We start from the raw sequence: 26,831 nt of genomic DNA, 5'->3' as shown, positions 1-26,831 counted from the left end.
TCCAGGGCGGTTTAAGCGGCCCTGGATTGCTTCGCTGCGCTCGCAATGACGAAGGAGGGGGGCAGGACGAGGGCCTGAATGCAGGCGATCATGAGGTAAAGCGCGGCGGTAAGGTCAAGCTCTGGCTCGCCGCCACGATGCCGCGCGCGGGCCGCGATGCGCGTCGGCTGGCGCAGCGCATGGCGCTGGCCGCCCGCGCGGGCGTGCCGCTGATCGCCACCAACGACGTGCTTTACGCTAGCCCGGAGGACCGCCCGATGCAGGACGTGCTCACCTGTATCCGCGAGGGGCTCACCGTCCAGACCGCCGGCCGTCGCCTCGCCGCCAATGCCGAGCGCCACCTCAAGTTTCCCGCCGAGATGGCCCGCCTGTTCCGCGCCTGCCCCGATGCCTTGACGGCGACGCAGGACCTGATGGCCTGCGTGCAATTCACCCTCGACGATCTGCGGTATGAATACCCGCACGAACCGGTGCCCGAAGGCTGGGAGCCACAGCCGTGGCTAGAACACCTTACTGTGGAAGGAGCGAAAAAACGCTTTCCTGCTGGATTGCCGCCTGAATATCGCGAGAAGCTGGACGAGGAATTCGGCCTGATCCGAGACCAGAAGATCGCCTATTACTTCCTCACCGTCCACGACATCGTGCATTACGCGCGCGGTCTGAAAAAGCCTATCCTGTGTCAGGGACGCGGCAGCGCGGCGAATTCGCTGGTGTGCTACTTCCTCGGCGTGACCCCGATCGACCCGGTGCAGGAGAAGCTGCTGTTCACGCGCTTCCTTTCCACCGAGCGCGACGAGCCGCCCGACATCGACGTCGATTTCGAGCATTCCCGCCGCGAGGAAGTGATGCAGTACATCTACCGTCGCTACGGCCGCGAGCGCGCCGGGATCGCCGCGACCACGATCTGCTACCGCCAGCGCAGCGCCATCCGCGAAGTCGGCAAGGTGCTGGGCATGAGCGAGGACGTCACCGCGCGGCTTTCGGGCACCGTCTGGGGCAGCTGGGGCGGCGACGAACTTCCCGAAACGCGGCTGGCCGAGGCGGGCTTCGACCCCGGTAATCCGCAGGTCGAGCGTCTGCGCGACATGGTCGGGCGGCTGCTCAACTATCCGCGCCACCTGTCGCAGCACGTCGGCGGTTTCGTGCTGAGCGAAGGACGGCTCGACGAACTGGTGCCGATCCACAATGCGGCGATGGAGGACCGCACGTTCATCGAGTGGGACAAGAACGATCTGGAATCGCTCGGCCTGATGAAAGTCGACATTCTGGCGCTCGGCATGCTGACGGCGATCCGCAAGAGCTTCGACCTCCTGCGCGATCACGGTTTGCGCGATCTGGAACTGGCCACCGTCCCGCAGGGCGACAAGCCGACCTACGACATGCTCTGCACCGGCGACAGCATCGGCACCTTTCAGGTCGAGAGCCGCGCCCAGATCGCGATGTTGCCGCGCATGAAGCCGCGCATCCTCTACGATCTCGTCATTCAGGTCGCCATCGTGCGGCCGGGGCCGATTCAGGGCGGCATGGTCCATCCCTATCTGCGGCGGCGCACGGGGGAGGAGGAGGTGGTCTTTCCGGGGCCACCGGGAGAGATGGAGGATCTGCTCCACAAGACCATGGGCGTACCGCTGTTTCAGGAACAGGCGATGCGCCTTGCGATCGTCGCGGCGAAGTTCACGCCTGCAGAGGCCGACCGCCTGCGCCGCTCGATGGCCACGTTCCGACGCAACGGTACGATCCACCAGCATCAGGAGAAGTTCGTCAACGGTATGGTTCGGCGCGGCTACCCGCAGGATTTCGCGGAAGGCTGCTTCAAGCAGATCGAGGGTTTCGGCGAATACGGCTTTCCCGAAAGCCATGCGCAGGCGTTCGGGCTGCTGGCCTATGTCTCGTCATGGCTGAAGTGCCACTATCCGGCGGTGTTCACCTGCGCGTTGCTCAACAGCCAGCCGATGGGTTTCTATGCGCCCGCGCAGCTGGTCGCCGATGCGCGCCAGCACGGGGTGGAGGTGCGGCCCATCGACATCGCCGCAAGCTGCTGGGACAACACGCTGGAAGGCGAACGTATCCTGCGCCTTGGCCTCAGGCAGATCGGCGGGTTCAAGGAGAACTGGGCCGAGGCGCTGGAGAAGGCCCGCAAGGTTGCCCCCATCGCCAGCCTCGAAGATGCCGCGCGCCGGGCGAACCTGCCTTCGCGCGCCTTGCGGCTGCTGGCGGATGCCGATGCGCTTGGCTCGCTGGGGCAGAGTCGGCGGCAGGCAGGGTGGGAGGCGCGGCGGGTTCCGGCGGTGCAGCTGCCGCTGTTCGCCGCGCTCGATGCACCCGAACTGGCGAAGGAACCCGACGCCGCGCTCCCGGCGATGGCGCCGTCCGAGGAAGTCGTGGCCGATTACCAGACGCAGCGGCTATCGCTGAAGGGCCACCCGATGCAGTTCCTGCGCGCGCATTTCGAAGGGCAGGGCGCGCTGACCTGCGCCGGGGTCAATGCCGCGAAGGACGGCCGGAAGGTGCGCGTCGCGGGGGTGGTGCTCATCCGCCAGCGGCCGGGCAAGGGCAACGCGATCTTCATCACCATCGAGGACGAGACCGGCGTGGTCAATGCGCTGCTCTGGGCGCGCGAGTTCGAGAAGCAGCGCCGCGCGGTGATGGCCGCGCGGCTGATGGTGATCGACGGTGAAGTGCAGCACAGCAAGGAAGGCGTCGTCCACCTGATGGTCGACCGCGTGACCGACGCCAGCGAGGCGCTGTCCCGCCTCTCGGCTCCGCCCGCGCTCAAGCCCGAGCCGATGCCGGGCGACGCGGTGCGCCATCCGGTCTACGATCCGAACCGCCCGACTTCGGGGCATGCGACACGCGGCCACCCGCGCAACGTGCGCATCCTGCCGCGCTCGCGCGACTTCCACTGACGCTCAGTAGATGTCCCGCAGATAGCGGCCGCCCTCGGCCATCTCCTCCAGCAGCGCATCGCCGAGCACGGCCCGCAACGCCGCATCGACGGCGGGCGCCATGCCCAGCAGGCTGCCGCAGACGAGGATCGTGGCCCCGTGCTCGACCGCCTCGCACAAGGCATCGGCAACTTGCGGGATCACCTCCTGCACGTAGCGGCCGCAATCGGGATCGCGCGACCAGGTGCGCTCCAGCCGCGCCAGCGTGCCGTCCGTCAGCCAGCCTCGCAGTTCGGCGTCGAGGAAGGCATCGTGCTCCCGCGAACGCTCGCCCAGCAACAGCCAGTGACCGGCGCTTCCGGCCGCCGCCGCCTGCCGCAGGTGGCCGCGCAGGCCCGCGAGGCCAGTGCCGTTGCCGATGAGGATCAGCTGGCGCTGCTCTTCGGACACGCGGAAGCCGGGGTTGGCATGGAGCCGCAGCGCGATCTCCGTCCCCAGCAGCGCATGCGCGGTCAGCCAGCCCGAACCGAGGCCGAGGTTGCCGTCCTCGCGCCGGACCTGCCGGACGATCAGTTCGATGCATCCGTCGGTCGGGGTCGAGGCGATCGAGTATTCGCGGTGAGGAAGCGGGCGCAGTCCAGCGACTATCTCTTCGGGCGTGCCTGCGAGGGTTTCGGGCAATACGGATTCGGCGATGTGTGCGGTAAGGCTGCGGTTATGTACCTCGTAGGTGCCGTTGAGTGCCGTTCTGTCCAGCAGGGCGCAAACCGCCGCCGGGTCGTTGGCGGGGCGTATTTCGGCGATGTCTCCGGCCTGCCAGTCGAGCGTTTCCCCGTCGAGCGGTTCGAGCGCGATCAGGAACGCCGGACCGCCCGGACTGCCCGGATTGAGCAGTTCTCGCCCGGCCAGACGCCAGCGCCCGTAGCGCGCGGGAGCGAATTCCGCCGCCATCGGATCGGCGCCCAGCGCGGTCAGTTGCTGCTGCCACTGGCGCTCGGCATCGATGTCCTCGCCATCGACCTCGATGGTATCGAACAGTCGCCGCCCGCCGCCTGTGTGGAGCCAGCGATCGACCTCGTGCCCGAAGGCGCAGAACTGCGGATATTCGCGGTCTCCCAAAGCGAGAACGGCGTAGTCGAGGTCCTTCGCCGCAGGCGGCAAGGCCATCGTTTCGCGTGCGAAACGGCGGACGCGGTCAGGCGGTTCGCCTTCGCCATAGGTGCTGACGACGAAGAGCGCGCGCCGCGTTTCCGCCAGCACCGTGCCGTCCACCGAAGACAGCGGCAGGACCTTGGCGCCGCCGAGGACCGCTGCCGTCTGCCGCGCCAGTCGCTCGGCGCCGCCGGTCTGGCTGGCGAAGGCGATCAGCATGTCCGTGTTGGCTGCGCCGCCGGCGGGCAGTCCCTGGACTTGCGCGAGAGCGCGCTTGCGGCGGCGCCGCGCGATGTAGAGCAGCAGCCCGGTGACCGCGAAAAGCGGCATGGCAAGGCTGGTCACGAAGATCACGATGCGGCCGGGGAGCCCGAAGATGGCGCCGCGATGGATTTCGAACATGCTCGTCGCGACGACTTTGCCGAGTACCCTGTCGGCATAGCGATCCGCCTTGAGCAGACGGCCGCTGGCGAGGTCGATGGTGAGGTTGTCGGTCATGCGGTCATGCCGCGCGCCGGCCAGCAGCACGCGGAAAGTAGCCTTCTTGCCCGCTTCGGGCAGCGTCACGGAGACCGAATCGAAGCGGCCGGCGGTCTCGCGCTCCACCGTCTTCCAGGCCGGGGCGAGGAGGACGGGAGGCCGCGGCGCGCCCTTGTCCTTCTTCGGCCCGCCCTCGGCCTCGCCCTTCGCCGAGCCGGTGAGCACGACCATCGCGCCTTGGCGATACCACTCGTAGGACCACCATAGCCCGGTGAACGCGCTGAGCAGGTAGACGAGCGCGACCCAGCTGCCGATCACCACATGCAGTTCGCGGTAGAGGTTGCGCCCGCTCTTGCGCCAGTCGAGCACCAGCCACGCGCGCCAGTCGAGCGCGCGGCGGGGCCAGCGCAAGTAGAGGCCGGACAAGGCGAAGAAGATCAGTCCGATCGTGGAAAAGCCGGTGATCTGGCGGCCCCAGCCCTTCGGTCCGCCGGGAAGTGCCAGCCAGCGGTGGAGGTCCTGCACGGTCTGGAAGAACCCGGCGCCGACCGGTTCGCCGAGCAGGCGGCCGTCGCGCGGATCGACGTAGCTGCGCTCGCCGCGCCGCTTGTCCGCACCGGCTTCGAACTGCACCTGCCATGCGCGCGTCGGATCGGCTTCGACGGTGAGCCGCTCCACCCTCAGGCCCTCGTGCAGGGCGGAGGCGCGCGCAATTACCGCATCTGGCGAGAGCGGCGGTGCGTTGCCGGGTTTTAGCGTGACGATGCCGGGGCTCAGCACGCGCATGATCTCGTTTTCGAAGCTCATCGCGGCCCCGGTCAGGCCCATCGCGGCCAGCACGAGGCCTGCGGTTATGCCCAGCAGCCAATGGATCTGGAACAGAATTCTGCGCGTCACTTCGGCCTTGTCCCCTATGCGGGGCACGCGAAACGGCGCTCCCCCCTGGAGAAAGCACGTGCCGGTTGGCATTGCGGGCTTTCGCTTCCCTCTCGCGAAATTGCGCTAATGCTAGCAAGTTGCAATATCAAGCGATTTTCGGCCGGTTCTCCGGCTTTGCCAGTGTAATTCAGGCTGCGCGGCGACCGGGCGCGGTACGTCCGAACAGGGCATTCCGGCGCTCCAGATGGCGCAGAGGAACATAAGCATCCTGCCGGGCAAGCCCGCGCAAATGCTGGATTTTGAGCAAGAGAACCGTGGTGCCAGCCGCCGCCACGCAGGCCTGCCAACGCGCGCCGTCGAGGGTTCCCGAAGCTCCTGCATGGATGCATTCCAGCACGGTCATGAACACCAGGAGTGCACCGACCAGGTCCCCGGCTCGGATCCGCGGCGCTCCCATGAGCAGGACCGACGCGCCCAGAAGGAACCCCGCAGCGGCGACGGTCGGCGTGCAGGCCATCCATAACACCGCCCAGGCAAGGCCTCCGAGGCACAGGGGCGCGGCGGCCCTTGCCGCGATTACCAGATGCTGCGGTGTCACTGCGGGAAAGCTCATGACTTTTCCCTAGCGCCCAATCCTGAAAATCGCGTTTAGAGCATTTTCCAATCAGATGGAAACATCTGATGACCCGGAAAATGCTGTAAACGAATGACTTAGAGCGGTTTCTCCGACGCAGTCGGATCGGAAACCGCTTTAACGGGGGGAGACTTTCGCAGCAGCGGGCAGCCGCAGGACATTGAGCATCCGCTGTGCGATGTGCCGCAAACCGCGTCCGGCAGCATCATGGAAAAGATCGTAGGCAAGTTCGTGCCACCAGAAGCGCGGATCAAGGCTGAACAGGTAGTGGCTGAGGTTCTTCCTCGTCGTTGCCGTTGCGCAATCCTCCAGTTCAGCGCCATCCTGTGCACCGAGCAGGCTGGCGCGCGCGACGGCGTGAAGTGCACGTGCCCGCCATCCCGGCATCGCCGTTTCCTCCGGCATGGGCGTCCCGTACAGTTCACGAGACAACAGCAGCGCCGCCATCGCCGGTTGCGCGAGGCCCTGTGCGGCTGCGGCCGCCGCGATGCGGCCGGGCATGTGCGTGTCCTGTCGCGGCAGCGCGGCAAGGTCGGCCAGCCACTTCAGCCGCGACCAGGCGTGCTCGGCACCGTGCAGGACAAGGTAGAGTGCGGTGACGTGCGGCGGCAGGACCGGGAGGCTCAACCCGGGGGCCACCGTGCGCGCCTGCGCATCCCCGGCATCCACGCAGCCGAGCAGGCGCGGGTTCTGGAACAGCCGCCAGTGCAGTTCGATGCCGGTGTCGCTGTGGAAGTGATCGAAGCCCCAGTCCTTGCCGTAGCGCCTGCTGCCGTGCAGTTCGTGCGCGGTGGCACCAGGCGGCGGAGCGCTGCGAGCGTAGCCGATCCGCTCCAGCACGCCGCGCGCCCGATCGACATGATCGCGTCCGACGAGAAGATCGATGTCCACGCTGCGCCTTACGCCTACCTCGCCGTAGACGGCCAGCGCGGCGGGGACGCCCTTGAGCACGGCTACGGAAATGCCCTGATCACGCAAGGCAGCGACGGCATGATGCGTCTGCATGAGTTGCCGGAACTGCTCCTCCGCCAGCGCCATCGCTTCTGCCTGCAAGTCCCGGCGCAGGCGCGAACCGGCGAAGCGGTCGCAGTGACCGACTGCCCGCGCGACGAGGCCGGTCACATGATGGCGGCGGCTCAGCGCCATCAGCAGGTCCGGATCCGTGACGTCCTTCGCCGCCGCGCGAATGGCTGCGATCGCTGCCGCATCGTGCGGCCAGGTGGTGGCACGCAGCAGGAATGTGAATTCTGCCCGCAAGAGTGACCGCACGGTCACGCCGCGCAGTCCGCCCAGATCGCGCGCCGTCCCCGGGGCCATGTCGCGAGGAGGGCGAAGACGCCGGGTTCCGGTGCGCCAATGACCGGGAACTGCGCGGTCTCGATCCAGACGTGGGCACGGATGGAGCGCGATGATCCGGGCATGGCAGCGATACCGTACAGCAGCGTGGAATCGATCCCGCGCCGGCGCAGCATGATCTGTGCGGCCATCCCTTGTTCGAAGCACAATGCCCTCAGCGGGCTGCGCTTGGCGGCACGGTCGATGGCCCAGCCGACCATCCACGTCAGCACTTCGCTGCGCTCGGGCGTTGGCGGTGATGCGCCGAAAGGTCCTGCCGCCGCGATTCGCCCCAAGAGCCTCAGCGGCAGGATGCGCAACGCCACCGCCGCCAGTACAAGGAGCAGCATCGCCTCGGCCAGGCAGCGGCGCTCTTCCCAGTCGAACCGGCCGAACTTGATGCGCAGCGCGGAGAGGTCTTCCCGGTTCACCGCTCCAGCCAGAACCAGGTGTCGAGGGTATCGTGGGCGCCATGGAGGTGCACGCTCATGCCCTCGTCCGCCTCGAAGCATTCGGTGACGTGGAACTGGGCGCCGAAGGCGCGCACGTCTTCGTCCAGCGTATCGTAGACCAGTCCCTCGCCGAGGTGGAAGCGCAGCCATTGGGCGATCCCGTCGACCCGGCCCCGCTTTAGCGAGACTTCTGCGCTGGCGCGGCCAGGGTGGATGCGCCCGCCCGCTGCATCGAAGTCGAACAGCGTGACAGGAGCGCCGCGCAGTTCGAACTTGCCGCGCGCAATGGTGAAATCACTGCAGCGCAAGATGTTGAAGGCGCTCATGTCGATACCCTCGACCACGCCCATCCGGTGCTCGGCCGCTTCCAGGTCGGTGACCGGGGCGGCGAAGAGTTCGGCCCGTTCCGGCAACACCGGAGCCCCCGGCCTGACCAGCCGCGCCTTTGCATCCGCCAGGGTTGCCGCGCATCCGGCCCCCAAGAAATTGTTGGCCAGATTGTCCCACAGCAGCACGTCGGCCGGTTCGGGCAGGTCGCGTCCGAGCCGAAGTTCGCGCGAATCGATCGGGAGGACGGTGATGCGATCCGCAAAGCCATTGCGCGCAATGGCTTGCTCCGCGGCCCGCGCGACTTGCGGATCGCGCTCGCAGGCGATCACCCGGGTTGCGCCTGCCCGGACGGCCAGCATCGCGAAAAGCCCCGTTCCCGCGCCGATGTCGAGCACCACGCCGCCGCTGCGAAGGACCTGGCCGAGCGCCTTGGCATAGAGGGCATGGCGACGGGCATCGAGGACCATCGTGAAATACCAGGCGCCGATCCCGTCCGACAGGATCGGGCGGGCCAGGGCGAGCGCCTCTGGGTGGCCGGGGGCAATCGCGAGCGCTTCATGGCAGACCGCGCGGGCACGCGTAACGTCGCCGCTCGCCATCAATAGCGTGCGCGCGCAATTGATCATGGCGACGGGATTGCCGTGGACCGAAGCCAGCAGGGTATCGATCGGGACGGTGCTTGCGGGGACTTGTCGGGCGTCCGGCGTCACAGGTTGCTCCTTGCGATGTGCCGCATGTGGCTTGCCGCCGAAATCGTGCGCAGGCAGGCCAGGCGATAGCTGTTCTCGGCCTCATCGCTGTCCCATTCGGGGGAGTCTGCGGCGGGCAGGGTGTCGACGAGACGGCGGATGCGGGCGGTGTCGAGGAAGTCCGCGGTCGGCTCATAGAGTTCCAGCCGCTCCATCTCCTCGATGAAGGCTTGCCGGTCCTCGCAGATCGATTGCGCCCAGTCGGCGCTCTGGTAGCCGCGCTGCCGGTTATCCAGCACTTCCGGCGGAGCGCGGTCGGCCAGGATGCGGCGCAGGATCGCGCGCGGTTCGCCGTTCCAGATCAGTCGCTCGACCGGGATGCGCAGCGAGAGTTCGACGAGGCGCCGGTCCGCCGTCGGATCGCGCAGGTCGAGCCCCCATTGCGCGAGCATCGCCTTGTACATGTCGCCATCCCCGTTCGTCCGCAGGGCGCCGAGCCGGAAGTCGAGCGAGGTGACCCCGCGTTCCCGGCCGTGCTCGTCGAGGTCGGGCTCGCGTTCTCCGGCAGCGATGGCGGCCCGGCGGTGGGCATCGGCAGCCTGCGTGTATGCCCCGGGCGAAAGCAGCGACATCGCGCGTTCATCCTCCACGGTCTGGCCGGACGCGCCCATGGCCCAGCGCCAGAGCCGATCGGGAAGGCGATCCTCGATGGTGTTGAACAGCACCCCGCGCCAGCGCATCCAGCCGCCGCGTACGAGGCCTCGTGCGATCTTCAGCCAGGTGCCGAACCGCCGCTGCCGGGCGAGTTCGCGCAAGGCCCAGACGCCGGATTCGCTGATCGACGTATTGCCCTGAAGTCCGTGCAGCAGGACGCCTACCCCGTGATCGCGGGCAAGGTCGTTGATCTCCTCGAACCAGGGCAGATTGCACAAGTTCGCGATGGGCGTGGGATAGAGGCCGCGCGTCCGATGCAGCGCTGCCAGCGGCCCGCCGCGTGGCACGTGCCGGACCAGGTCCATGTTCGAGTGCATCGCGGCGGTTCGAGCCGCCAGCAGCGATTCGTCGGCGATGTGGCGCGGTGCCATCGTGCGCCCCGGGCCGGAACGGGGCGCGGCGACAAACGCGGTGATGCTGTCGCCCCGTGCGGCAAGCAACCGGGCCGCCGTCGTCGCTATGGCGGTGCTGTCGAACCCGGAACTGAGGTGCGTCCCCAACTTCCCCGCCGTGCGGTGCAGGCAGGCCGCCACTGCCGCTTCCAGCGCCGAGCCGAGCGCGGCTTCATAGTCGGCCTGCTCCGGCAATTGCAGCGGCGTGAGGTCGGGTTTCCACCAGAGTTTTTCCTCGACGCCTGCGGTGCCGACCGTGACGATGTGACCGGGCCTGACGACACGGATGCCCTGGAGTGCCGAGCATCCCGGGCCGAATGTGTTCATTCTCAGGAACTGGCGGTACTGGCCGGGATCGGGTGCCCGGGGCACCTGCGGGTCGGCCAGCAGGATGTCGGGCATCGATGCGGCGGAGCAGAGCACGCCTTCCACATGGTAGAACAACGGCCGCTCGCCCAACGCATCGCGTGCCATGATCAGGCGCCTGCCGTGCCGGTCCCATGCGATGACTGCGAAGACGCCGTAAATGCGCTCGAACGCCGCCTCGTCCCACCGTTCCAGCGCAGCGGCGACCAGCGCGCTGTCGGACAGGCCGCCGGCATTGAGCGAAAGCTGCCGGGCAAGGTCTTCGCGTTCCGTCAGTCGGACGTCGGCGGCAATGATCCAGCGAGATGAACCTGCAGGCTTAGTGTCCTCCAGCGGGTCCGCCAGACGGTCTTGCGGCATCAGCGGATAGAGGCATTTGCCGAGGAAAGCCGCGCCGTCGCTCCATTCATGCCACCGCGCGCGCCCGTATCGCCGCGCGGCCGGTGCGAAAATCCGGCTAGTCTCGGAAGCGTCCGCGCCGTCGCGGTTCCAGCGGGCGCAGATCGCCGTCATGCGGGTATCTCGGGTAGGGCGACCGTCATTGCCGTGATCAGGCCCGGCTGATCAGGCCGATGTCGGCAAGTTCGTGGAGAAGTGAAAGGGTCTGCTTTTCACATGTGGCGGGATCGACATCGTAGAGTTCCAGCAGCGCCGCGCAAAGGCGGTCAGCGGTCGGATACGCATCGAGCAGTTTCCAGATGTGGGTTGCGACAGGATCGAGTCCGAAGCAGATTCCCGCCAGGATATCGAGCGCCACGAGTTGGCCGTCGATCTCGGCCGTTGCGGTCGTGGGAACCTTCGTGAAGGTTTCGAGGTACGTCGTGGCCATGATCGGTCCGGTCCTTTGATGGGGCGCAAATGCGGGGAAGAAGCCGGCCCCGGTCCCCGAAATGGGCATCGGCACCGGCCTCCCCTGTTCAGGAACCCATCATGCGACGCGGACGAAGCGTGTCCGTGACCATCGACATCATCGTGTTTCCTTCCGCATCGGCCGCGCCCATGCGGACGACGGAGGGGCGCTGCCACGACAGACGGCCGGATACGCCGGCGGAATTTTCCGAATTGGCCATATCTAACCAACCTTTCATTTGAGTATGAGTGCGGAAAATGAATTCGTGTCCCATAAGAATCACAGTAATCATTATCCGAATGCATGTATCTCTCGGATTGTATAAATAATCATCTCTATAAGTCAGCGATTAACACAATTTCATGGTGACGAAATTTCATTCAAAATCGACTTAAAATGTGTCTCTATTTGGCGGGACTGTTCTGAAAATTGCTCGAAGCCCCAGGTTCGCGAAATACGGAAGACGGGTGTGGAGGAGGCCAGTTCCACCGCTTCCCGCAGATATCGCGTCGCCCCTCCGGCAAGGTCTGCGATTCTACGCCGATAGATGGACGCGGTGATGGCATCGACTGCACCCAGGCCATGCAATCCGGCGATGCCGAAGTGATCGTCAGGTTCCACCGGAAGGAGGTGATAGATCGCGGCGATCGGCAACTCGGCCCTGACGCGATCTGCGTGCATCTCGATCTCGAACTTGCCTTCGGCCCACGGGATGGAAGAGACCGGCGCCTTGCTTCGGCCCATCGCATGGCGCGCGTCGTCCCAAAGCCGCAACCGCGGCATTCCGGGGTGACCTACCGCGCGCCCCTCCCGCGTGAAAGTGACGGCGCAGACATCGTCGGTCAGCAGCGGGTAGCCACGGCTCTCGAACCAGGCGGCGAGCGTTGACTTGCCTGCTCCGGAATCGCCGCAAAGCAGGATCGCCCGACCGTCGCATGCAAAGGCATTGCAGTGCAGAGGCAGCATTCCGCGCTGGTGGAGTACCGCGCCCATGACCGATCCTGCCAGGTATAAGTCGATTTCTGCCGGTGTGGCGTCGGGCCAGGGATCGACTATCACCGTGTCGCCATTGCTCACGCGAAAGCGGCCGACTTCTTCGACGGAGATGGTCAGACCCTCTGTGCTCCATGCGACGTCGAGGTCATCGTTGACCGTTTCCATGCATGGCTGCGGCGGCACGGCAGCGAAAGCTATGCGGACGTCGGCTGGGCGCTGCGACGTAACCTGCGCGCTGCGCAAGGTCATGACTTCACGAGGGAATTCTACCTCGAGGCCGAACACGCCATATGTCCAACCACTCATTGACGACGATCCGGGCGCAATGTTTCAAACACCGCGTCGAGAAGCGCCAGCTCCGGCATATCGAAATGTGCCGCCCATCGCGCAGGTCGAACGAGATCGGCACAACCTGCAGGATGGTAGTGCAGAAATGCAAGGTGACAGAAACCCGCGTCAGGAATCGCGTCCCGGTAGTGCCACTGCGATGAACCCGAAAACAGAAGCGCTTCATTGGGGCGCAGCGAATGGGACCGGAAAGCCGTGGTGGCCGGCACGTTTCCGTCGGCATCAGAGGTAGGCCAGGGGACCACGGAACTGAAATGGATCGGCCATTCATCGCTTTGGGCGAGGCACAGATCGAGCGTCCACTTCGCCGACGGTGCATCGAGATGCGGCGCGCAGGTTCCTGCGCCGTCGTAGAGGCTGAGGAACGTGTAGCAGGGCTCCACCGCTTCGCCTGCCAGTTCGGCGACCAGCGGCATCAATTCCAACTGCAATTCCGCGAGAATCGGCAGATCGCGGGCAATGCGGCGGCCGAAATCGCCGCGTTCGTGGCCATGCAGGCTGGACGCGGGAACGGCGCGCAACTGAGCGAGAAAATCCGCAAAGCGAGCCGGCGGCAGGACGTTGTGCACCCGCCGCACTTCGAAATCCGCCCTCGTCCGCAAGGTATCGAATGCTGCGGCGAAGCGCCGGCTTTCACCAGGTCTGACGATAGCCAGCATCCTGCGCGCGGCCTCGAACTTGGCGAGAAAGCAGCCGTCGTACCAGTCGAAGCCCGGCAATCCGTGCAGGACGTGCATTGCCGCCATGTAGTGCCGTGCGACGAGTGGATCGGACAAGTCTAGCGACTGCAGCACGTTTCGGTCCTCGGCGGCTCGACCGTCCGGTAGCGCCATGCTAGAAACCCGGCAGAATTCCTATCGTTAGGGCTGGTATTACGACGTTGCATGGCAAGAACTGCTGATCATGGCGGGTGACGACCCGAGGGACGAACGCGCTGTCGCAAGGCCGCCGTCCGCTTCATCGAATGCCCGGTCGCGTCCTGCGCCCGCCGGCGGCAGGCCCATCGTCTGGAAATGGTGGCTGCTGGCGGGGGCGCTCAGTCTTGCGCTATGGGCGGGGATAGTGGCGCTGATTACCTGATCCTCGATGGGCGATGGGGCGATCCTCTGGTGCAGTATACCCTCGATCCGGTCGATCCAGGTTTGCGGGGTCAAGGCAAGAGGCCGCGTTGCGGCATAGGCGGCCTCGCTCATGGCGCGAATTGCGGTGTCGTCTTCGGAAAGTCGCAGGATTGCGGCTGCGAAGCGCGGCGTGTCGCGCGGGTCAATCGCGAGCCCGGCACCGCAGCCGATGATGTCCGGCGCCAGTAGCGCGGTATCTGCAAGGATTACCGGCAGCCCGCTCCACGCCGCTTCGATCGCGACCAGGCCGAATGGCTCCGGATAGCGACTTGGCATGACAAGCATTCTCGCCCGGGCTGCGATCTCCCGGATTTCCGGCGGAGAACGCCGGCCCAGCATGCGCGCCGCCGGGTACAGGTCCGTGACGCGATCGGCGAATGGGCCTTCTCCCACCACGCTCAACGGTGCTCCGGCCATCGCGGCCGCTCTTGCGGCAAGGTCCACGCCTTTGGAGTCTTCCAGGCGGCCTACGAAAAGGACCTCCCGGTTGCGCTCGGCCGGGATGCGGCTTTGCGAGAAAGGGACGGCCGGATTGGGCAGAGTGACGATGGCGTGGTCCGGAATTCCGCCTCGGGAAAGAAATTCGCGCATGCTTTCGTGAATGGCGAGGACCGGCGGAGAGGATCGAGGGTGAAATGCCTTGCGGTGGATTGCCTGACGCACGCTGCGCCATGCTTTGTGCGCCGCGCCGTCACGATCGCAAGGTGTGATGAGGCACGCCTGGGACAGCGGCGTATGCGGGCACACATTGCCTGACTTGAGCCATGCAAACGCGCCGTTCGGACAGGCGAGGAAGAAATCGTGAGCGGAAATCACCAGTCTGTCGCGCACGGGGGTGAGAGCGCCGAACACTGCGGGCGACAGGATTTGTGCCCAGCCATGGAGATGGTACGCGGTTTGCGGGGTATCGTGGGCGGCGATCCATGCGCTGACCATGGCATGGGCGGCCCGGTTCCACAGGCCGTTCGCCAATGCGCTGAAGCGCCCGCTTGCCTTGAGCCGCTGTTGCCCCAGCGCGACGATGTCCACTCCCGCGGCGGTCAATGCAGGGCTGTGTCCTTCATCACCCGTGATGAAAGTTACCGGGTGGCCACGCGCCGCAAGTCCGCAGGCCGCGTCGACCGCGAGTTTGCTTGCTCCGCCCTTTGGGTCGCTGAGATCGTTGATCTGGACGATGCGATCGATCATCGGACGCGCCTCGGGCGCGCCAGCGCGGCCGTTCGAAGGGTGGCTGCGAGGGCTTCGACTTCCGAGCGGGCGCGGGCGGCAAGGGGGGCGGGATCGAAGTGGTCGGCGATAGCGGCGGCGGTCCGGGTGCCCATTTCCTCGGCTGCGATGGCGGACGGATCCAGCATATGCTCGGCGCGACCGGCCAGTCGGAAGAAACTGTCGAGCTTTTCGTCCCAGCGCAGCCCGATCGCCGGAATGCCGAAGGAATAGGCGGCGATGCATGCGTGCATTCTGTGGCCGACGATGGCGTCGCACCCTGACACCAGCGCGGCCAGATCGGCGGGCGTGTCGAACGATCGCCCGAGCATGACCGGGCCTTTGGCTTGGCGAACCCAGGCATGGAGCCGGTGGTGCAGGTATTCCCTGTCTTCCGGGCTGCCGTTGGTGAACAGGACGACTTCGAAGCCGTGCTCCACCAGCGATCGCAGCGCCGCAGGATACCACGCTTCGAGGTTCGCCGCGCAGGCCGCATCGCTGTGATAGCGTACTGCCAGCGGATCGGTGATGCATACGCCGATCTTGCGCGTGCCGGGACGGCGCAGGCTCTGCGGGTAATGGCTGCTGGCGAGCACGCCGGGATCGACCGTCAGCTGCGCCGGTGGGACTACGTATCCCGCGAAATGCCGCTGCCAGGCTCTCTGCGATCCTTCGTCGCGTACCGAGGCCCAGGCCAGCCGTGACCGCTCTAGAGCCTGTGCGAAAATCCGCGAACCCCACCGCGACCACCGCGAGGAGACGCCGACGGCATAGATCACGACAGGCAGGTCACGGCGGGCAGCCTGAGCCAGCGCGCCGGAGATTTTCATCGGGAAATTGAGATCGGCATCGGTGAGCAGGTTTCCTCCGCCCACGATCACCGCTTCGGCGCCCTCGAGCCCGGCGCTGTAATGCCGCCGCAGGCGTACCGCGATGACAAGGCGCAGCATCGTCCACGCGGCGCAGCGGCGCAGCCTGCCGGGCAGTCGCTCGAGCAGGGCAAGTGTGATCCCGCGTGTTCGGCCGTAGCCTGACGGATAACCGGTGCGCCCCGCCAGATCGATGGAAGTGACCTCGCAATCCGGCAGTGCGCGCGCCAGTTCCCGTTCCAGGCATTCGCTGAGCAAGCCGTCGCCCAGGTTGGGGCTGTACTTCACGTTGAGCAGGACAATCCGTGAAAGCAAACGCGCTTCGTCTTGCGCACTTCCGTCCGGCGCCATGGCCGGGCGTATGGCGTTGGACGAGGCGTTCATTCGTAAGCAACTCCATGGCGCAGACCGGCAGGTCATGTCTTCGGAGCATGGCGTAACAGAACTGATCGGCTCTTCGCAGATGGTGAATGTATTTTAACGATGATGATCGCCGTCATGGCCGTACCTTTATGGCGAATGAAAGTATTCGGTTGGCGATGGATGTATTCGTCGACCATTTTTCTACGCCCATTTGATCTTGATGATGTCGAAACACGAGGAACAGTCGCTTGCCCAGTATCCATGTCGTGATCGCGACCGTCGGCCGCGCGCAGGTGGTGCGACAGACGGTGGACCTTCTTGCGGATCAGACACGCCGCGCTGACGGCGTGCTTGTCGCCGCAGTCGATCCCGAAGACGTGGCCGGCATCGATTCCGCACGTGGCCGGACGCAAGTGCTGTTCTCGGAAAAAGGGCTCTGCCGTCAGCGCAACCGCGCGCTGGATGCGCTGGAGAACGTGGCGGACATCATCGTCTTTTTCGATGACGATTTCGTTCCTGCGCCCAATTATCTCGCCAGTGTCGAGGCGCTTTTCGTTGCTCATCCGGAACTTGTCGGCATTACCGGCGAACTGCGCGCGGACGGGGTGCGGCGCGGCGGTTTCAGCGTCGCAGAGGCGAAGGCGATCCTTGCCAGTCCTGCCGCCCCACCGGCCGCGATGCGCCACAGGCATGAACTCTACGGGTGCAACATGTCGATCCGCATGAGCGCCGCCAGGGGCATGCGTTTCGACGAGAATCTGCCTCTGTACGGCTGGCAGGAAGACATCGACTTCACCAGCCGACTGGGGCGCAAGGGGCGCCAGGTTTCTACGGGAGCCGTCACGGGTGTTCATCTCGGCGTCAGCGGCGGGCGGACATCCGGAAAGCGTCTGGGTTACTCGCAGGTCGCCAATGTGGTCTACCTGCAGCGCAAGGGCACGATGCGGCGCGATTTCGGCTACCGGCTGATGATGCAGAACCTTGTGTCGAACGCGTGCCGCAGCCTGTGGCCGGAGCCGCTGATCGACCGGCGCGGACGCCTGCTGGGGAACATCATCGCGCTGCTCGATTGCCTGCGCGGACGAGTGGACCCCCGCCGAATTCTCGAGATGTGAGCATGCCGGCGTCACCCCTCGATGCGGTCGGTAGCCCCGCGCGCGGGCGCGTGCGGCGACAAGTGTTCGTCTGCGGCGATCTCCACAATCTGGGCGATCTGAAGCTGTTGCTGCAGAACCTCGCCTTGACGGGGGGGCGCGGCGGGATCGTGCGGCGCTGGGCGCCTCTTCCCGCAGAAATCGAGCGTCAAGTGATCACTGCTGGCGGCGAACTCGTGTCCGGACGGGCGGTGCTCGGTTTCGCGCGCCGGGCTTTCGGAGCGCAGATCGTGCTGGGAGGCGGGCAACTCGTTCGGGACAACGTCTCGATCGCGGCGCTTGTCGGGCTGTTGCTTGCGATCGTCAGCGCTAGGCTTGGCGGGGGAGCGCTCGTCACGCGCGGACTTGGCGTGAGCGTGATCAGGTCGCCGTTGCGGCGGGCTTTGTGGCAGGCGATTCTCGCGCAGTGCGGCGTGGTGAATCTGCGAGACGAGGGCTCGAGCAAAAATCTGGAACGGCTGTTTCCGGGCAAAGCGCGGGCCGTTCATGCCGATATGGTATTCCTGCCGACCGGCGGAGCGCATGCGATCATACCGGGAGGCGGGCCACGGCGATGGATAATCGTGGCGCCTTGTGCCGATCCCAGCGAGGGGCGCTCGATCGAGGGCGACGCGCTCGACGCGGTAGTGGCCCGGGCTCTGGACCGCTTGCCGGAAGCGGGGCTGGCCATTGCCTGTCACGACCCGCGCGCCTGCATGGACAAGGCCGTCGCCGCGCGTCTGGTCGCACGCTGGCCGGACCGGGAGATCACGGTCTTTGACGGCTACGACCTTGCCAGACTGGTGACGCTCTATCGCGAAGCCGCGCTGGTGGTGACCAATCGCCTTCATGCGCTGATCTTCGCGATCCTCGCCGATGCTCCTGCGCTAGCGGTGGAGGACGGCACTGCCAAAGTTCGCGTGGTGGCCGACCGCTTCGACGTGCCCGTGCTGCCCCGAGAGGAACGAACGGCCGCAGGCGCATGCCTGGATGCAGCTTTGTCGTTCGATCGCCTGTCGCGCCGCCGGATGCGACAGAATCTGGCGTTGAGCGCAGCGCGAAACCTGTGACGCGGATTCGCGCACAAACAACTTTCCTACATCGAATCGGATGGAACATAAGTCGAACATCGATGCGATACGAGTCGCGTCGAACTCTTCGCCATCCAGCCGGAGCATGCCATGTCCGATCCTTTCGAGACTCAATCCGATGCCGCTTTCGCCCCTTCGCGCGCACCTTATCCCATCGTGCCGGGCGATACCGAGCAACTGGCGCTGGTGCCCAAAGGTATCTACGTCGGAACCGGAGGCGACATCGTGTTGCGCGGCATCGACGGCACGACCGACGTGACTTACCGCAATCTTCCCGATGCGAGCTTCGTCGCCGTACGCGCGCTTTATGTGCGGGCAACCGGGACCACTGCCGCCGATCTCGTCGGGGAGGCGTGAGCATGGTGCGCCTTGTTTCCGGCGGTCGTTCCGGCGGCGTCGCCAACCGCGCCCGAACCGTATCCGGCAATGGCGACCTGCTGGCCCTGGCGCGCTCGCTCGGCGCCGGCTCGACCTTCAGCCTGCGGCCGGGTAGCCATGCGAACCTTTCGATCTCCGGCAAACTTGTGTCTGCCGCCTCGGCCCTTGCGGCGGGGGAAAGCCAGGTCGCGCTGATCCGGGAGAGCGCGGGAGCCGGTCTGTCGTTGCGCGCGGTGGAATATGCCGTGACGCTGACCGGCGCGACGGCGGCTCCGGAGCAGGGCACCTGGCTGCCTGCAAGCGCCGCGCTCGCGGGAGCCTATGGACTGGGCAAGCTCGTAGCCGGGTATGACGGGCCGGCCCTGCGGGTCCGCCGCGCCTCCGACGGTGCCGAGCAGGACATCGGGTTCGCCGGGCAAGCGCTTGATATCGCGGTGGCCGCTGCGTTCATGGGCACCTCCACGCTCGGTGTCGCGCTAGTCTACGATCAGACCGGAAACGGCCGCCATCTCACGCAGCCGAGCGCATCTGCGCAACCGTCGCTATGGCTGGGCGAGGGCGGGCCGACCGTGACCAACTACGACACCGACAGCCCTATGCTGATCCCGGCGACACTGGCCATTCCGCGCGCGGACTGCGCGGTCTTCATGGTCGCACGAACGCCGGGGCAGGCCGCGACCTGCGCGTATTGGGCTTTCGGCGCTGGCACGACCGACTATGGCCTCACCAGTCCGCGCACGGCAGGCAATCTTGCAATGCAGCCGATGGTCGCGAGCGCGTCGATTCCGGCGACCGCCACCAATGCGCAGGCACTGAGTGTCAGCAACTTGGCGGTCATCGGCCTCGTCTCGAATGCGTCGAAACAAGTCGTGCACCGCGACGAGCAGACCGCCACATACCCTGCCGCTGCCCCCGCAACCCTCAACGCCGGCGGCGAAGTCGGCGAGGCGATCGAATATGGCGGCCGGACCGACTGGCGCGCGTTCGTGGTCTATGGCAGTGCCCCGTCCGATGCCGAAGTGACCGGGATCAAGGCGACGCTCAAGACGGTATTCGGGACCTGCGAACCGGCTACGCTGTCTTTCCTCGGCGGCGGTGACAGCATCGTCTTCGGGACCGGCGGCGCGAACAACCGCACGATCACTGCGGCCATGCACCACCGCTCGGCAGCGTCGGTGTTGCTGCGCAACATCGGGATTGCCGGGCACAGGCTCGATCAGCACTACAACGATTTCGACACCGTCTCGGCCGGCTACATCACGCCGGGCGTGCCGAACGTCTACTTCGCGGACTATGGCCACAACGACATCAAGTCGTACGTGACCGACAGTGCGACCGCGCTCTCTGCGGTGGAGGCGATGAAGGTGCAGGCACGGCGAATGGCGGCGCGTTTGCGGGCTTACGGGTTCTCCACGGTAGTTTGGCAGGAGGCCTATGCCGACACCAGCTTCACCGCGGCGCAGGAAAGTGCGCGCGATGCCTGGAATGCCTGGCTGCGCTCCAACCCGATAGCCGAGGATGGATTGCCTTGCTTCGATGCGATCGACCTTGTGGCTAGCGACGCCGGGTTCGTTCTTTCCGATGCGGAAACCGATGCCGGGCGAGGCATGGCGATGACCGCAAATTCGTCGGACGGGGTTCACCCCAACGAGGTGCATGCCGGCGCGCGCGCCGCGCACTTGCTGGCAGCCTATGCCGCGATCCCGTTCACGCTCAAGTACGTCGCCCAGCCTGCACAGCAGGGCCTGACGTACACGGGTTACCTGCCTCGGCTGGTCAAGGGCACGGGACCGTTCACCTTTGCGCTGGCAACCGGCTCCGCTCCGCTGCCTGCGGGCCTCTCGCTCGATACCGGGACGGGCGTGATCTCGGGAACGCCGACGGTATCCGGCACGACTTCCGGCGTGATTCTGCGCGCTACGGACAGCCTCGGCGCGGCGGCGCACGTGGGCTTTGACCTGACCGTGGCCGTATCGGCGACGATCGCGGTGGCCGATCAGACCGAAAGCTGGAATGCTGCGGATGCGACCGCGGTGACGGTCACCATGCCGGCCACGGTCAATGCCGGAGACGTTCTCGTCGCCGTGATGAGCGTGGATGGCACCGTCACGGTCGGGTGGGACAACGCCACCGCCGGAGCATGGACCCAGCGCGCCGCCTACTCGGCGAATTCCAACCAGCATCTGCTGGCGATATTCACCAGGACTGCGGACGGGACCGAGGGGGGCAAGGTGCTCAATGTGGGGCTTTCTGGTGCGCAGCAGGCCGTGACCCGTGTGTTGCGGGTGACCGGAGCACGCGGTGCGGCGGAAGTTTCGACTTACGCGCGGGGCAATGCCGTCGCGGCCGATCCGCCGGCGCTGGCGCCAAGCTGGAGCGGCGCAAGTCTCTATATAGCCGCGCTCGCGCTGGACGGTACCGCGACCATCTCCTCGGGGCCGACGGGGTATTCGGGCATCACGTCGCGCGTGTCGAGCGCGAGCGGCCAGTCGACCAACGCCACCGCCTGGAAACTGGGATCGGGCGCCGAGGATCCGGCGGCCTACACGATCTCCGCCACGTCGAACTGGGTCGCGGCAACACTCGCTCTGCAGGCGAGTTGAGAGTCTGGGGCCGCGCTCATGCCGTGCGCAACGAGCGCACGAGGGCGGCCCCGATCAACAAGGGCAGACGCCGGAAACGGCTCGATGCGAGCGCCGCGGGCACGACACCGCACAGGCTCGCCAGCATGGCGGGGCGCATTGCCCGCGTTTTTTCGCGCGAGATCGCACGGTAGCGGCGAAATACGCGCAGCCGGACATAGGCCTTCACAACCAGTTGCGGAGGCAGGGCGGAGCCGGCGCGAACCAGGGCGTCGAGTTCGGCTCGGACGGCCGAGCGCTCCTGTTCTTCGACGTTTCCGACCGAAATCGCGCCGTCGTGGCGGCGATAGAAGAGTACATCGACCGGCGGGTTGTCGATCCGGCCGAAGGCGGCGGCGCGGATGAAAAGGTCATAGTCCTCGGCATGGCGGTAGTCGTTGCGATAGCCGCCCATGGCCTTGAGCGCCGTCGCCCGGATCATGATCAGCGGGTGCATCGACACCGCGACGCGAGGCGGAAATACGGAAAGGTCGGTGGCTGTATGCCGCCCGCCGCAAGTACGGATGCTGGCTGCGGTAGGATGGCGGTCCGAGACCGCTTGGCCGCCGACGATGACGGTGTGCGGGTTGTCGTCCAGCCAGGCGACCTGGAAAGCGAGGCGCCGGGAAAATGACACGTCGTCCGCGTCCATGCGGGCGATGTATTCTCCCCGCGAATGATCGATTGCGGTGTTGAGGGCGGCGACGATACCGCCGTTGGGCTGCGTCACCACACGGATGCGCTCGTCTCCCTGCGCCATGCGGGCCAGCAGCACGGGCGAAGCGTCGGTGCTGCCGTCATCGACGATGACGAGTTCGAAGTCTGCGAAACTCTGCTCGAGGATGGACTGCACGGCTTCGCGCAGGAAGGCCTCGCCGTTGTAGCACGGCAGGATCACGGAGACGCGTGGCGGAAGAGTTCTCATGCGGGGGCTCGCAACGGGCGATCGCTGAGCGCGAGGATGGCGTCGAGAAGTTCGGCTCCGGCACGCCCCCAAGTGAACTGCCTTGCCCGTGCGAGACCGGCTTCCACTTTATGTGCGAACAAGGATCCCACGGGATCGAGCGCGGCGATCGCCTGTGCCCAGGATGCGGGATCATCGACGTCGGCATAGAGAACGGCGTCGCGGCACACTTCGGGCATTGCGCCCGCCGGTGCCACTACGGCGGGCGTGCCGCAGAGCATCGCTTCGAGCGGAGGCAGGCCGAAACCTTCGGTACGGGAGGGGCAAAGCAGGCATCGCGCACCGGCATAGAGCGCGCGCAGCGTGGCATCGCCGCAAGGGCCGACGAATATCGCGTCCTCCGGGACTGCCAACCCGGCTGCGGCCAGGGCATCTCGCGAAGCACCGACGACGACCAGCGGCACACCCGCCGGTGCCTTTCGCGCATAGGCTGCGAAAACCACGGCATTGTTCTTGTACGCCTTTGAGCTGCCGAACATCAGTGCGTAGCCGCGCAGCGCAAGGCCGTGCGCGGCGAGCACCGAGCAGTCCGCATCGTCCTCCAGGATATGGTCGGCGCCGTTGTAGAGCACGTGCGTGCGCCGCGCCGCAGAGACACCCATCACATCAAGCACGCGCCGGGAATAGTCACTGACGGTGAGCACGGCTGCGCTCGAACGGGCCATGCGCGGGGCCAGGAACCGGTAGCCCACGCGCTGGCGCAGCGGATATGAACTGTCAGGGAACAGGAACTGCGCGTCATGGATGAGCGTCACCTTGCGGCGGTGGCGCAGCGGCGCGAGGTTCGCGAGGTTGACCAGCACGCCGTCGGAGGAGAGCGCGGGAAGCCTGCGTTGCTCCCAATATTGCGAGGCGACCTCGTCCAGTTGCCGCACCGCGATGTTGCGCAGCACCGGCTTCCAGTCGCCGCCATCGCGAGTGGGCAGGAGCAAGGTAACCCGCGGGGCGCCGGGAACGCCCAGACGCGCATCGATTTCCCGAACAAGGCGGTCGGCAACGCGGTGAACGCCGTTGAGGCCGCCCGAGTAGAACTTTCCATTGATATATACAGGCAGCATCGAAATTCCCGGAGAATCGAGCCGCAACATAATATTGCGCCGCAGCGAACTCGACGGGCGATACCGGGCCTTGCCAAGTTTTAATCATCGGCGGCGCGGGCCCGTCTTCCCTGCAATGTCCGGGCACGTCATTGAACGCAGGGGAAAGGGGGCGTGGATGTCGCAGCGCGGCGATGCGATACTGATCAATGGGCGGTTCCTCATGCAACCGGTGACCGGGGTGCAGCGGGTCGCGCGCGAACTGGTCGCCGAAATGGACCGGCTGCGCGGTGCCGGAGAGACGCCCCTGCATCTTGCGCTTGCCTGCGAACCGAATGCGGACATCTCCGGGCTGGGCTTGCGTCATATTCCGGTGGAACGGCGCGGCGGCGCCAGCGGGCATGCCTGGGAGCAGTTCGTGCTGCCGCGCATGGCCGCTGGCCGGCGCCTGCTGTGCCTCGGCAATACCGTTCCGCTCGCCTCGGCACTCGGAAGGCAGCGCCTTTCGGTGATGATCCACGATGTGTCGTACCTTTCGTTGCCCCAGGCCTACTCGCTGCGCTACCGCGCCGCGCACGGGGCGCTGTTGCCGGTGATGCTGCGCGGTGCGGACACGGTGTTCACGGTCTGCGATACGGAGGCGGAGCGTTTACGTCGCCTGCATCGCGGCGCTCGCGTGGTCGCCTTGCAGAACGGCGCCTGGATTCGCGACAGGGTGGAGCGCGTGGATCATGGCGAGCGGGAGCGCATGGTTCTCTATGTCGGATCGTTATCGCGCAGGAAGAACGTCGAGCGCGTGATCGAGGTCGCGCAATATCTGGCACGCGAAGACGGTGTGCGCACCGTGCTGGTGGGCGGCGGGAATGAAATCCTCGCGCCGATCCGCGCCCGCGTCGCCTCCGACGTCGAATCCATGATCGATTTCATCGGGCAGGTTCCCGATCTCGAAACCCTTGCGGGATACTATCGACGCGCGGGTTGTCTGCTGTTCCCATCGCTCTACGAGGCGTCGCCGCTGCCCCCGGTTGAGGCGATGAGTCTCGGCTGCCCGGTGGTCGCCTCGGCGATCCCCTCGATAACCGAGCGATGCGGCTCTGCCGCGCTCTATTGCGATCCGCACGACAGCACGGACATCCTTGCCGCAGTGCGGCGAGTCCTTTACAATCGCGAGCAGGCCGATGCCCTGCGCCACGCCGGTTTCGAGCGTGCCGCGCGCTATTCCTGGCGCGATCAGGCTCGGGGACTTCTGGCAGCCATGACCAGGAGTTAATTTGTCCCTGCAAGGGAGCCCGGCGATGATCGTGTCATGAGTGCAGTGCGTGCCCAAAACGCCGGTCGCAGGCAGCCCGTCTACGGGCTCGACCTCGTACGCTTTGCCGCCGCGAGCCTGGTCGTGCTCTATCATCTCGGCTTCAAGGCCTGGGCGCTGGACGGCAGCAGCCTGCATGGCGCACTTGGCCGTTCCGATGCCTTTCCAGCGGGATATGCCTTGACCTGGTGCGGCTGGGTGGGCGTGCAGGTCTTCTTCGTGGTCTCCGGATCGGTCATCGCCTATTCCGCTCGGGGCGTGAGCGCGAGGCGCTTCGCCCGCCGCCGCGCCGCCCGGCTGCTGCCGGCGGTGCTGATCGCCGTGGCCATAGCGCTGCCCACTGCGGTGTTCGTGTTCGGCACCGCAACCGCCCAGGCGGTAGTGCTGAGCCTGAAGACGATCGCATTCGTCCCATGGGGGCCATGGATCGTCGGCCAGTTCTGGACCATTCCGATAGAGCTGGCCTTCTACGCCATTGTCGGGGTGGTCCTCTTTTCGGGGGCGCCGGAGCGCGCGATGCACGCGCTGGTGTGGGCGCTGGGCATAGCCAGCGCCGCCTATTGGCTCGTCGCCGCATCGGATGCGATCGAACCCGGCGGGCGGCTGGCTGAACTGCTCCTGCTGCAGCACGGCGTCTATTTCGCGCTCGGGATGCTCTGCGCCCGTATGGGTGAGGGAGATTTGGGGCGGCGTCATCTCGGCCTTGCGGCGACGTGCATCGTTGCCGCTTCGGTGCAGGTGCGCACCGCCGCCGAATGGGAGATGGGAGCACGCACCGATTTGTCGGCGCAATGGCCATGGGCCTATGCACTCTGGCTTTGCCTGGCCGCGCTGATCGCGGCTTCGTTCCTCTGGCGAGCGCAAGTGGCGGCGCGGATCGGTCGGTTCGGCGGCGTGCTGCGCCTTGCCGGGCTCGCCACTTACCCGCTCTATCTCATCCACATCCATGTCGGCGGCACAATCCTGCTGGCGGCGGCAAGGCTGGGCGTGGTTCCGGCGGTCATCCTCGCTTTCGCAGGGACGGCGGCCGTTGCCGTCGCCATCGCCTTATGGTTCGAGCCGCCTCTTCATGCCGCGATCGACGCGGCACTGCGCCGTATCGGACAACGGGTGCCGCGTTACCGGCCAGCGGGGTAGGCGCCGCCTCAGGCAGCCACGCGCCGGTCGCCGGTCGTCCTTGCCCAGTCCACTGCATCGGTGATCCCCTCTGCGCGATGGACCAGCGGGGAACCTTGCGTGAAGGCTTCCAGAAAGCGCGCGATCTTGCCGTAATGGTTGTCCAGAACCGCATGGGGGCGCCCCAGCAACAGCGACAGAATGTGGACGTGGAGCCGATCGGTGACGATTGCCCGTCCTCGGGCGAGTTGCCGGAATCCGCGCTCGACCCGGTGCCGCGCCGCTGCCTCGTAAGCCGACGCGCGTGCGCTGGCAGGCGAAAGCGACGTCCACGCGCGCATGATCCCGGCTGCCTTGGCACGTCGCACGGCGGCGGTATCGTCGATCAGCCAATCCTCGACAGTGATGTCGGCAGGCAGGCCGATTGTATCCGATCGTTCCTTGTCCGTGCGCAGCATGGCCAGCACGTCGATGGAAGCAGGCGCGCCCTCCCGCTCCCCCATGGCGAAGGCGCTGTCCGGGCAGAGCTTGACCGCGCAGTCGAAATGGCGGCGGGCGAGGTCGAGCGAGGGAAGGTCGCGGACCAGCAGGGTGAAGTCGGGGTGCGCCGCTATCACGCGTGCGGTGCGGGCGATCCGCTCCGGGTCGCCGTAGTGAATCGACTGTGGCAGTTGCACGATACGGCGGTCGCCAAGGCGGGCGATCACATCCTCGCGAAACGTCTGGTGATGGTTCCAGATATCGCCGAAATTGCCGCCCCCATGCAGGAACACGGTGCCTTCGGGAACTGCGGCGCGCATCGCCTCCTCATCGAAATTGTCGAATGCACAGACATAACCGGGCGCTGCGCCGGCAAGTTTTCCCAGCAGTCGCAGTTCTCCCAGCCAGATCGCGGAATCGCCGACGTTGGCATGGTTCGGAAAGTCAAGGAGTGCAAAATCCGGAGAAGAATAAAGTGATATTGTTTCCGAAAGTTGATTTTCGAGTTCGACGATCAGGGGGTTAAAAGAATTTAATCGAGTATTCACGTAATTCAATTCCCGATTAAGCAGAGTCAGTATTGTCTCGCATCTGCGGCAATTCTATGCAAGTCCGGTATGGCAAGAAATCCGGAAATAGCC

The 26,831-nt window shown here is 66.0% G+C and carries 22 protein-coding genes; 7 read left to right on the top strand and 15 right to left on the bottom strand.

Annotated elements, in window-relative coordinates; all coding sequences use genetic code 11:
* Nucleotides 1-26 precede the first annotated feature (26 nt).
* A complete protein-coding gene (locus ACYPYD_RS22220) occupies nucleotides 27-2,906 on the top strand; it encodes an error-prone DNA polymerase (RefSeq protein ID WP_459665570.1) in 2,880 nt (959 codons plus the stop codon).
* Between the two features lie 3 nt (nucleotides 2,907-2,909).
* Here the strand turns inward: ACYPYD_RS22220 and ACYPYD_RS22215 are convergent, their stop codons facing one another.
* From ACYPYD_RS22215 to ACYPYD_RS22160, 12 genes are all read right to left on the bottom strand, one after another.
* On the bottom strand, nucleotides 2,910-5,441 hold the full coding sequence (locus ACYPYD_RS22215; RefSeq protein WP_459665567.1) for a PepSY domain-containing protein: 2,532 nt from the start codon (nucleotides 5,439-5,441) through the stop codon (nucleotides 2,910-2,912).
* Nucleotides 5,442-5,583: 142 nt separating this feature from the next.
* On the bottom strand, nucleotides 5,584-6,009 hold the full coding sequence (locus tag ACYPYD_RS22210) for a hypothetical protein (RefSeq protein WP_036525952.1): 426 nt from the start codon (nucleotides 6,007-6,009) through the stop codon (nucleotides 5,584-5,586).
* 138 nt (nucleotides 6,010-6,147) lie between these two features.
* Nucleotides 6,148-7,347 carry a nucleotidyltransferase family protein gene (locus tag ACYPYD_RS22205; protein ID WP_459665565.1) on the bottom strand — a complete coding sequence of 400 codons (1,200 nt, stop codon included), beginning with the start codon at nucleotides 7,345-7,347 and terminating at the stop codon, nucleotides 6,148-6,150.
* Nucleotides 7,302-7,796: a lasso peptide biosynthesis B2 protein gene (locus ACYPYD_RS22200; RefSeq protein WP_459665563.1), complete on the bottom strand. Its 495-nt coding sequence runs from the start codon at nucleotides 7,794-7,796 to the stop codon at nucleotides 7,302-7,304. Before ACYPYD_RS22200 ends, ACYPYD_RS22205 begins: the two co-directional genes overlap by 46 nt.
* Nucleotides 7,793-8,857 (bottom strand): 50S ribosomal protein L11 methyltransferase, encoded by a 1,065-nt coding sequence (locus ACYPYD_RS22195; RefSeq protein WP_459665561.1) that lies wholly within the window; start codon nucleotides 8,855-8,857, stop codon nucleotides 7,793-7,795. Before ACYPYD_RS22195 ends, ACYPYD_RS22200 begins: the two co-directional genes overlap by 4 nt.
* The gene (locus ACYPYD_RS22190; RefSeq protein ID WP_459665560.1) at nucleotides 8,854-10,821 is read right to left on the bottom strand and encodes an asparagine synthase-related protein; all 1,968 of its coding nucleotides are present in this window, start codon (nucleotides 10,819-10,821) and stop codon (nucleotides 8,854-8,856) included. The genes ACYPYD_RS22195 and ACYPYD_RS22190 overlap by 4 nt, the downstream gene beginning before the upstream one ends.
* Nucleotides 10,822-10,858: 37 nt before the next feature.
* Nucleotides 10,859-11,137 carry a PqqD family protein gene (locus ACYPYD_RS22185; protein ID WP_459665558.1) on the bottom strand — a complete coding sequence of 93 codons (279 nt, stop codon included), beginning with the start codon at nucleotides 11,135-11,137 and terminating at the stop codon, nucleotides 10,859-10,861.
* Nucleotides 11,138-11,225: 88 nt separating this feature from the next.
* Nucleotides 11,226-11,450 (bottom strand): hypothetical protein, encoded by a 225-nt coding sequence (locus tag ACYPYD_RS22180; RefSeq protein WP_459665556.1) that lies wholly within the window; start codon nucleotides 11,448-11,450, stop codon nucleotides 11,226-11,228.
* Nucleotides 11,451-11,518: 68 nt separating this feature from the next.
* The gene (locus ACYPYD_RS22175) at nucleotides 11,519-12,439 is read right to left on the bottom strand and encodes a hypothetical protein (protein ID WP_459665554.1); all 921 of its coding nucleotides are present in this window, start codon (nucleotides 12,437-12,439) and stop codon (nucleotides 11,519-11,521) included.
* A gap of 17 nt (nucleotides 12,440-12,456) precedes the next feature.
* A complete protein-coding gene (locus tag ACYPYD_RS22170) occupies nucleotides 12,457-13,296 on the bottom strand; it encodes a hypothetical protein (protein WP_459665553.1) in 840 nt (279 codons plus the stop codon).
* 78 nt (nucleotides 13,297-13,374) lie between these two features.
* Nucleotides 13,375-14,811: a glycosyltransferase family 4 protein gene (locus ACYPYD_RS22165; RefSeq protein WP_459665551.1), complete on the bottom strand. Its 1,437-nt coding sequence runs from the start codon at nucleotides 14,809-14,811 to the stop codon at nucleotides 13,375-13,377.
* On the bottom strand, nucleotides 14,808-16,082 hold the full coding sequence (locus ACYPYD_RS22160) for a polysaccharide pyruvyl transferase family protein (protein ID WP_459665550.1): 1,275 nt from the start codon (nucleotides 16,080-16,082) through the stop codon (nucleotides 14,808-14,810). Before ACYPYD_RS22160 ends, ACYPYD_RS22165 begins: the two co-directional genes overlap by 4 nt.
* A gap of 227 nt (nucleotides 16,083-16,309) precedes the next feature.
* On the opposite strand from ACYPYD_RS22160, the gene ACYPYD_RS22155 reads away from it, so the two are divergent.
* The 4 genes from ACYPYD_RS22155 (at nucleotide 16,310) to ACYPYD_RS22140 (ending at nucleotide 21,266) form a co-directional block, all read left to right on the top strand.
* Nucleotides 16,310-17,176 (top strand): glycosyltransferase family 2 protein, encoded by an 867-nt coding sequence (locus tag ACYPYD_RS22155; RefSeq protein WP_069708917.1) that lies wholly within the window; start codon nucleotides 16,310-16,312, stop codon nucleotides 17,174-17,176.
* The gene (locus tag ACYPYD_RS22150; RefSeq protein WP_459665548.1) at nucleotides 17,068-18,264 is read left to right on the top strand and encodes a polysaccharide pyruvyl transferase family protein; all 1,197 of its coding nucleotides are present in this window, start codon (nucleotides 17,068-17,070) and stop codon (nucleotides 18,262-18,264) included. Before ACYPYD_RS22155 ends, ACYPYD_RS22150 begins: the two co-directional genes overlap by 109 nt.
* A 111-nt stretch (nucleotides 18,265-18,375) precedes the next feature.
* Nucleotides 18,376-18,642, top strand: a complete 267-nt coding sequence (locus ACYPYD_RS22145; protein ID WP_459665546.1) for a spike base protein, RCAP_Rcc01079 family — start codon at nucleotides 18,376-18,378, stop codon at nucleotides 18,640-18,642.
* A 2-nt stretch (nucleotides 18,643-18,644) separates the two neighbouring features.
* Nucleotides 18,645-21,266 (top strand): putative Ig domain-containing protein, encoded by a 2,622-nt coding sequence (locus ACYPYD_RS22140; RefSeq protein WP_459665544.1) that lies wholly within the window; start codon nucleotides 18,645-18,647, stop codon nucleotides 21,264-21,266.
* 16 nt (nucleotides 21,267-21,282) lie between these two features.
* Here the strand turns inward: ACYPYD_RS22140 and ACYPYD_RS22135 are convergent, their stop codons facing one another.
* The gene (locus ACYPYD_RS22135) at nucleotides 21,283-22,209 is read right to left on the bottom strand and encodes a glycosyltransferase family 2 protein (RefSeq protein WP_459665542.1); all 927 of its coding nucleotides are present in this window, start codon (nucleotides 22,207-22,209) and stop codon (nucleotides 21,283-21,285) included.
* Complete coding sequence (locus ACYPYD_RS22130; protein WP_459665540.1) at nucleotides 22,206-23,306, bottom strand: glycosyltransferase family 4 protein; 1,101 nt, start codon at nucleotides 23,304-23,306, stop codon at nucleotides 22,206-22,208. The genes ACYPYD_RS22135 and ACYPYD_RS22130 overlap by 4 nt, the downstream gene beginning before the upstream one ends.
* A gap of 157 nt (nucleotides 23,307-23,463) precedes the next feature.
* On the opposite strand from ACYPYD_RS22130, the gene ACYPYD_RS22125 reads away from it, so the two are divergent.
* Nucleotides 23,464-24,555 carry a glycosyltransferase family 4 protein gene (locus tag ACYPYD_RS22125; protein ID WP_289357517.1) on the top strand — a complete coding sequence of 364 codons (1,092 nt, stop codon included), beginning with the start codon at nucleotides 23,464-23,466 and terminating at the stop codon, nucleotides 24,553-24,555.
* Nucleotides 24,556-24,591: 36 nt separating this feature from the next.
* Complete coding sequence (locus ACYPYD_RS22120; protein ID WP_459665538.1) at nucleotides 24,592-25,731, top strand: acyltransferase family protein; 1,140 nt, start codon at nucleotides 24,592-24,594, stop codon at nucleotides 25,729-25,731.
* An 8-nt stretch (nucleotides 25,732-25,739) separates the two neighbouring features.
* On the opposite strand, the gene ACYPYD_RS22115 is transcribed toward ACYPYD_RS22120, so the two are convergent.
* Nucleotides 25,740-26,738: a polysaccharide pyruvyl transferase family protein gene (locus ACYPYD_RS22115; protein WP_459665602.1), complete on the bottom strand. Its 999-nt coding sequence runs from the start codon at nucleotides 26,736-26,738 to the stop codon at nucleotides 25,740-25,742.
* Nucleotides 26,739-26,831 lie beyond the last annotated feature (93 nt).

It is taken from the genome of Novosphingobium sp. 11B (assembly GCF_054589055.1).
Note: the sequence above shows the minus strand (reverse complement) of the source record. Positions and strands in the feature narration are given on the sequence as shown.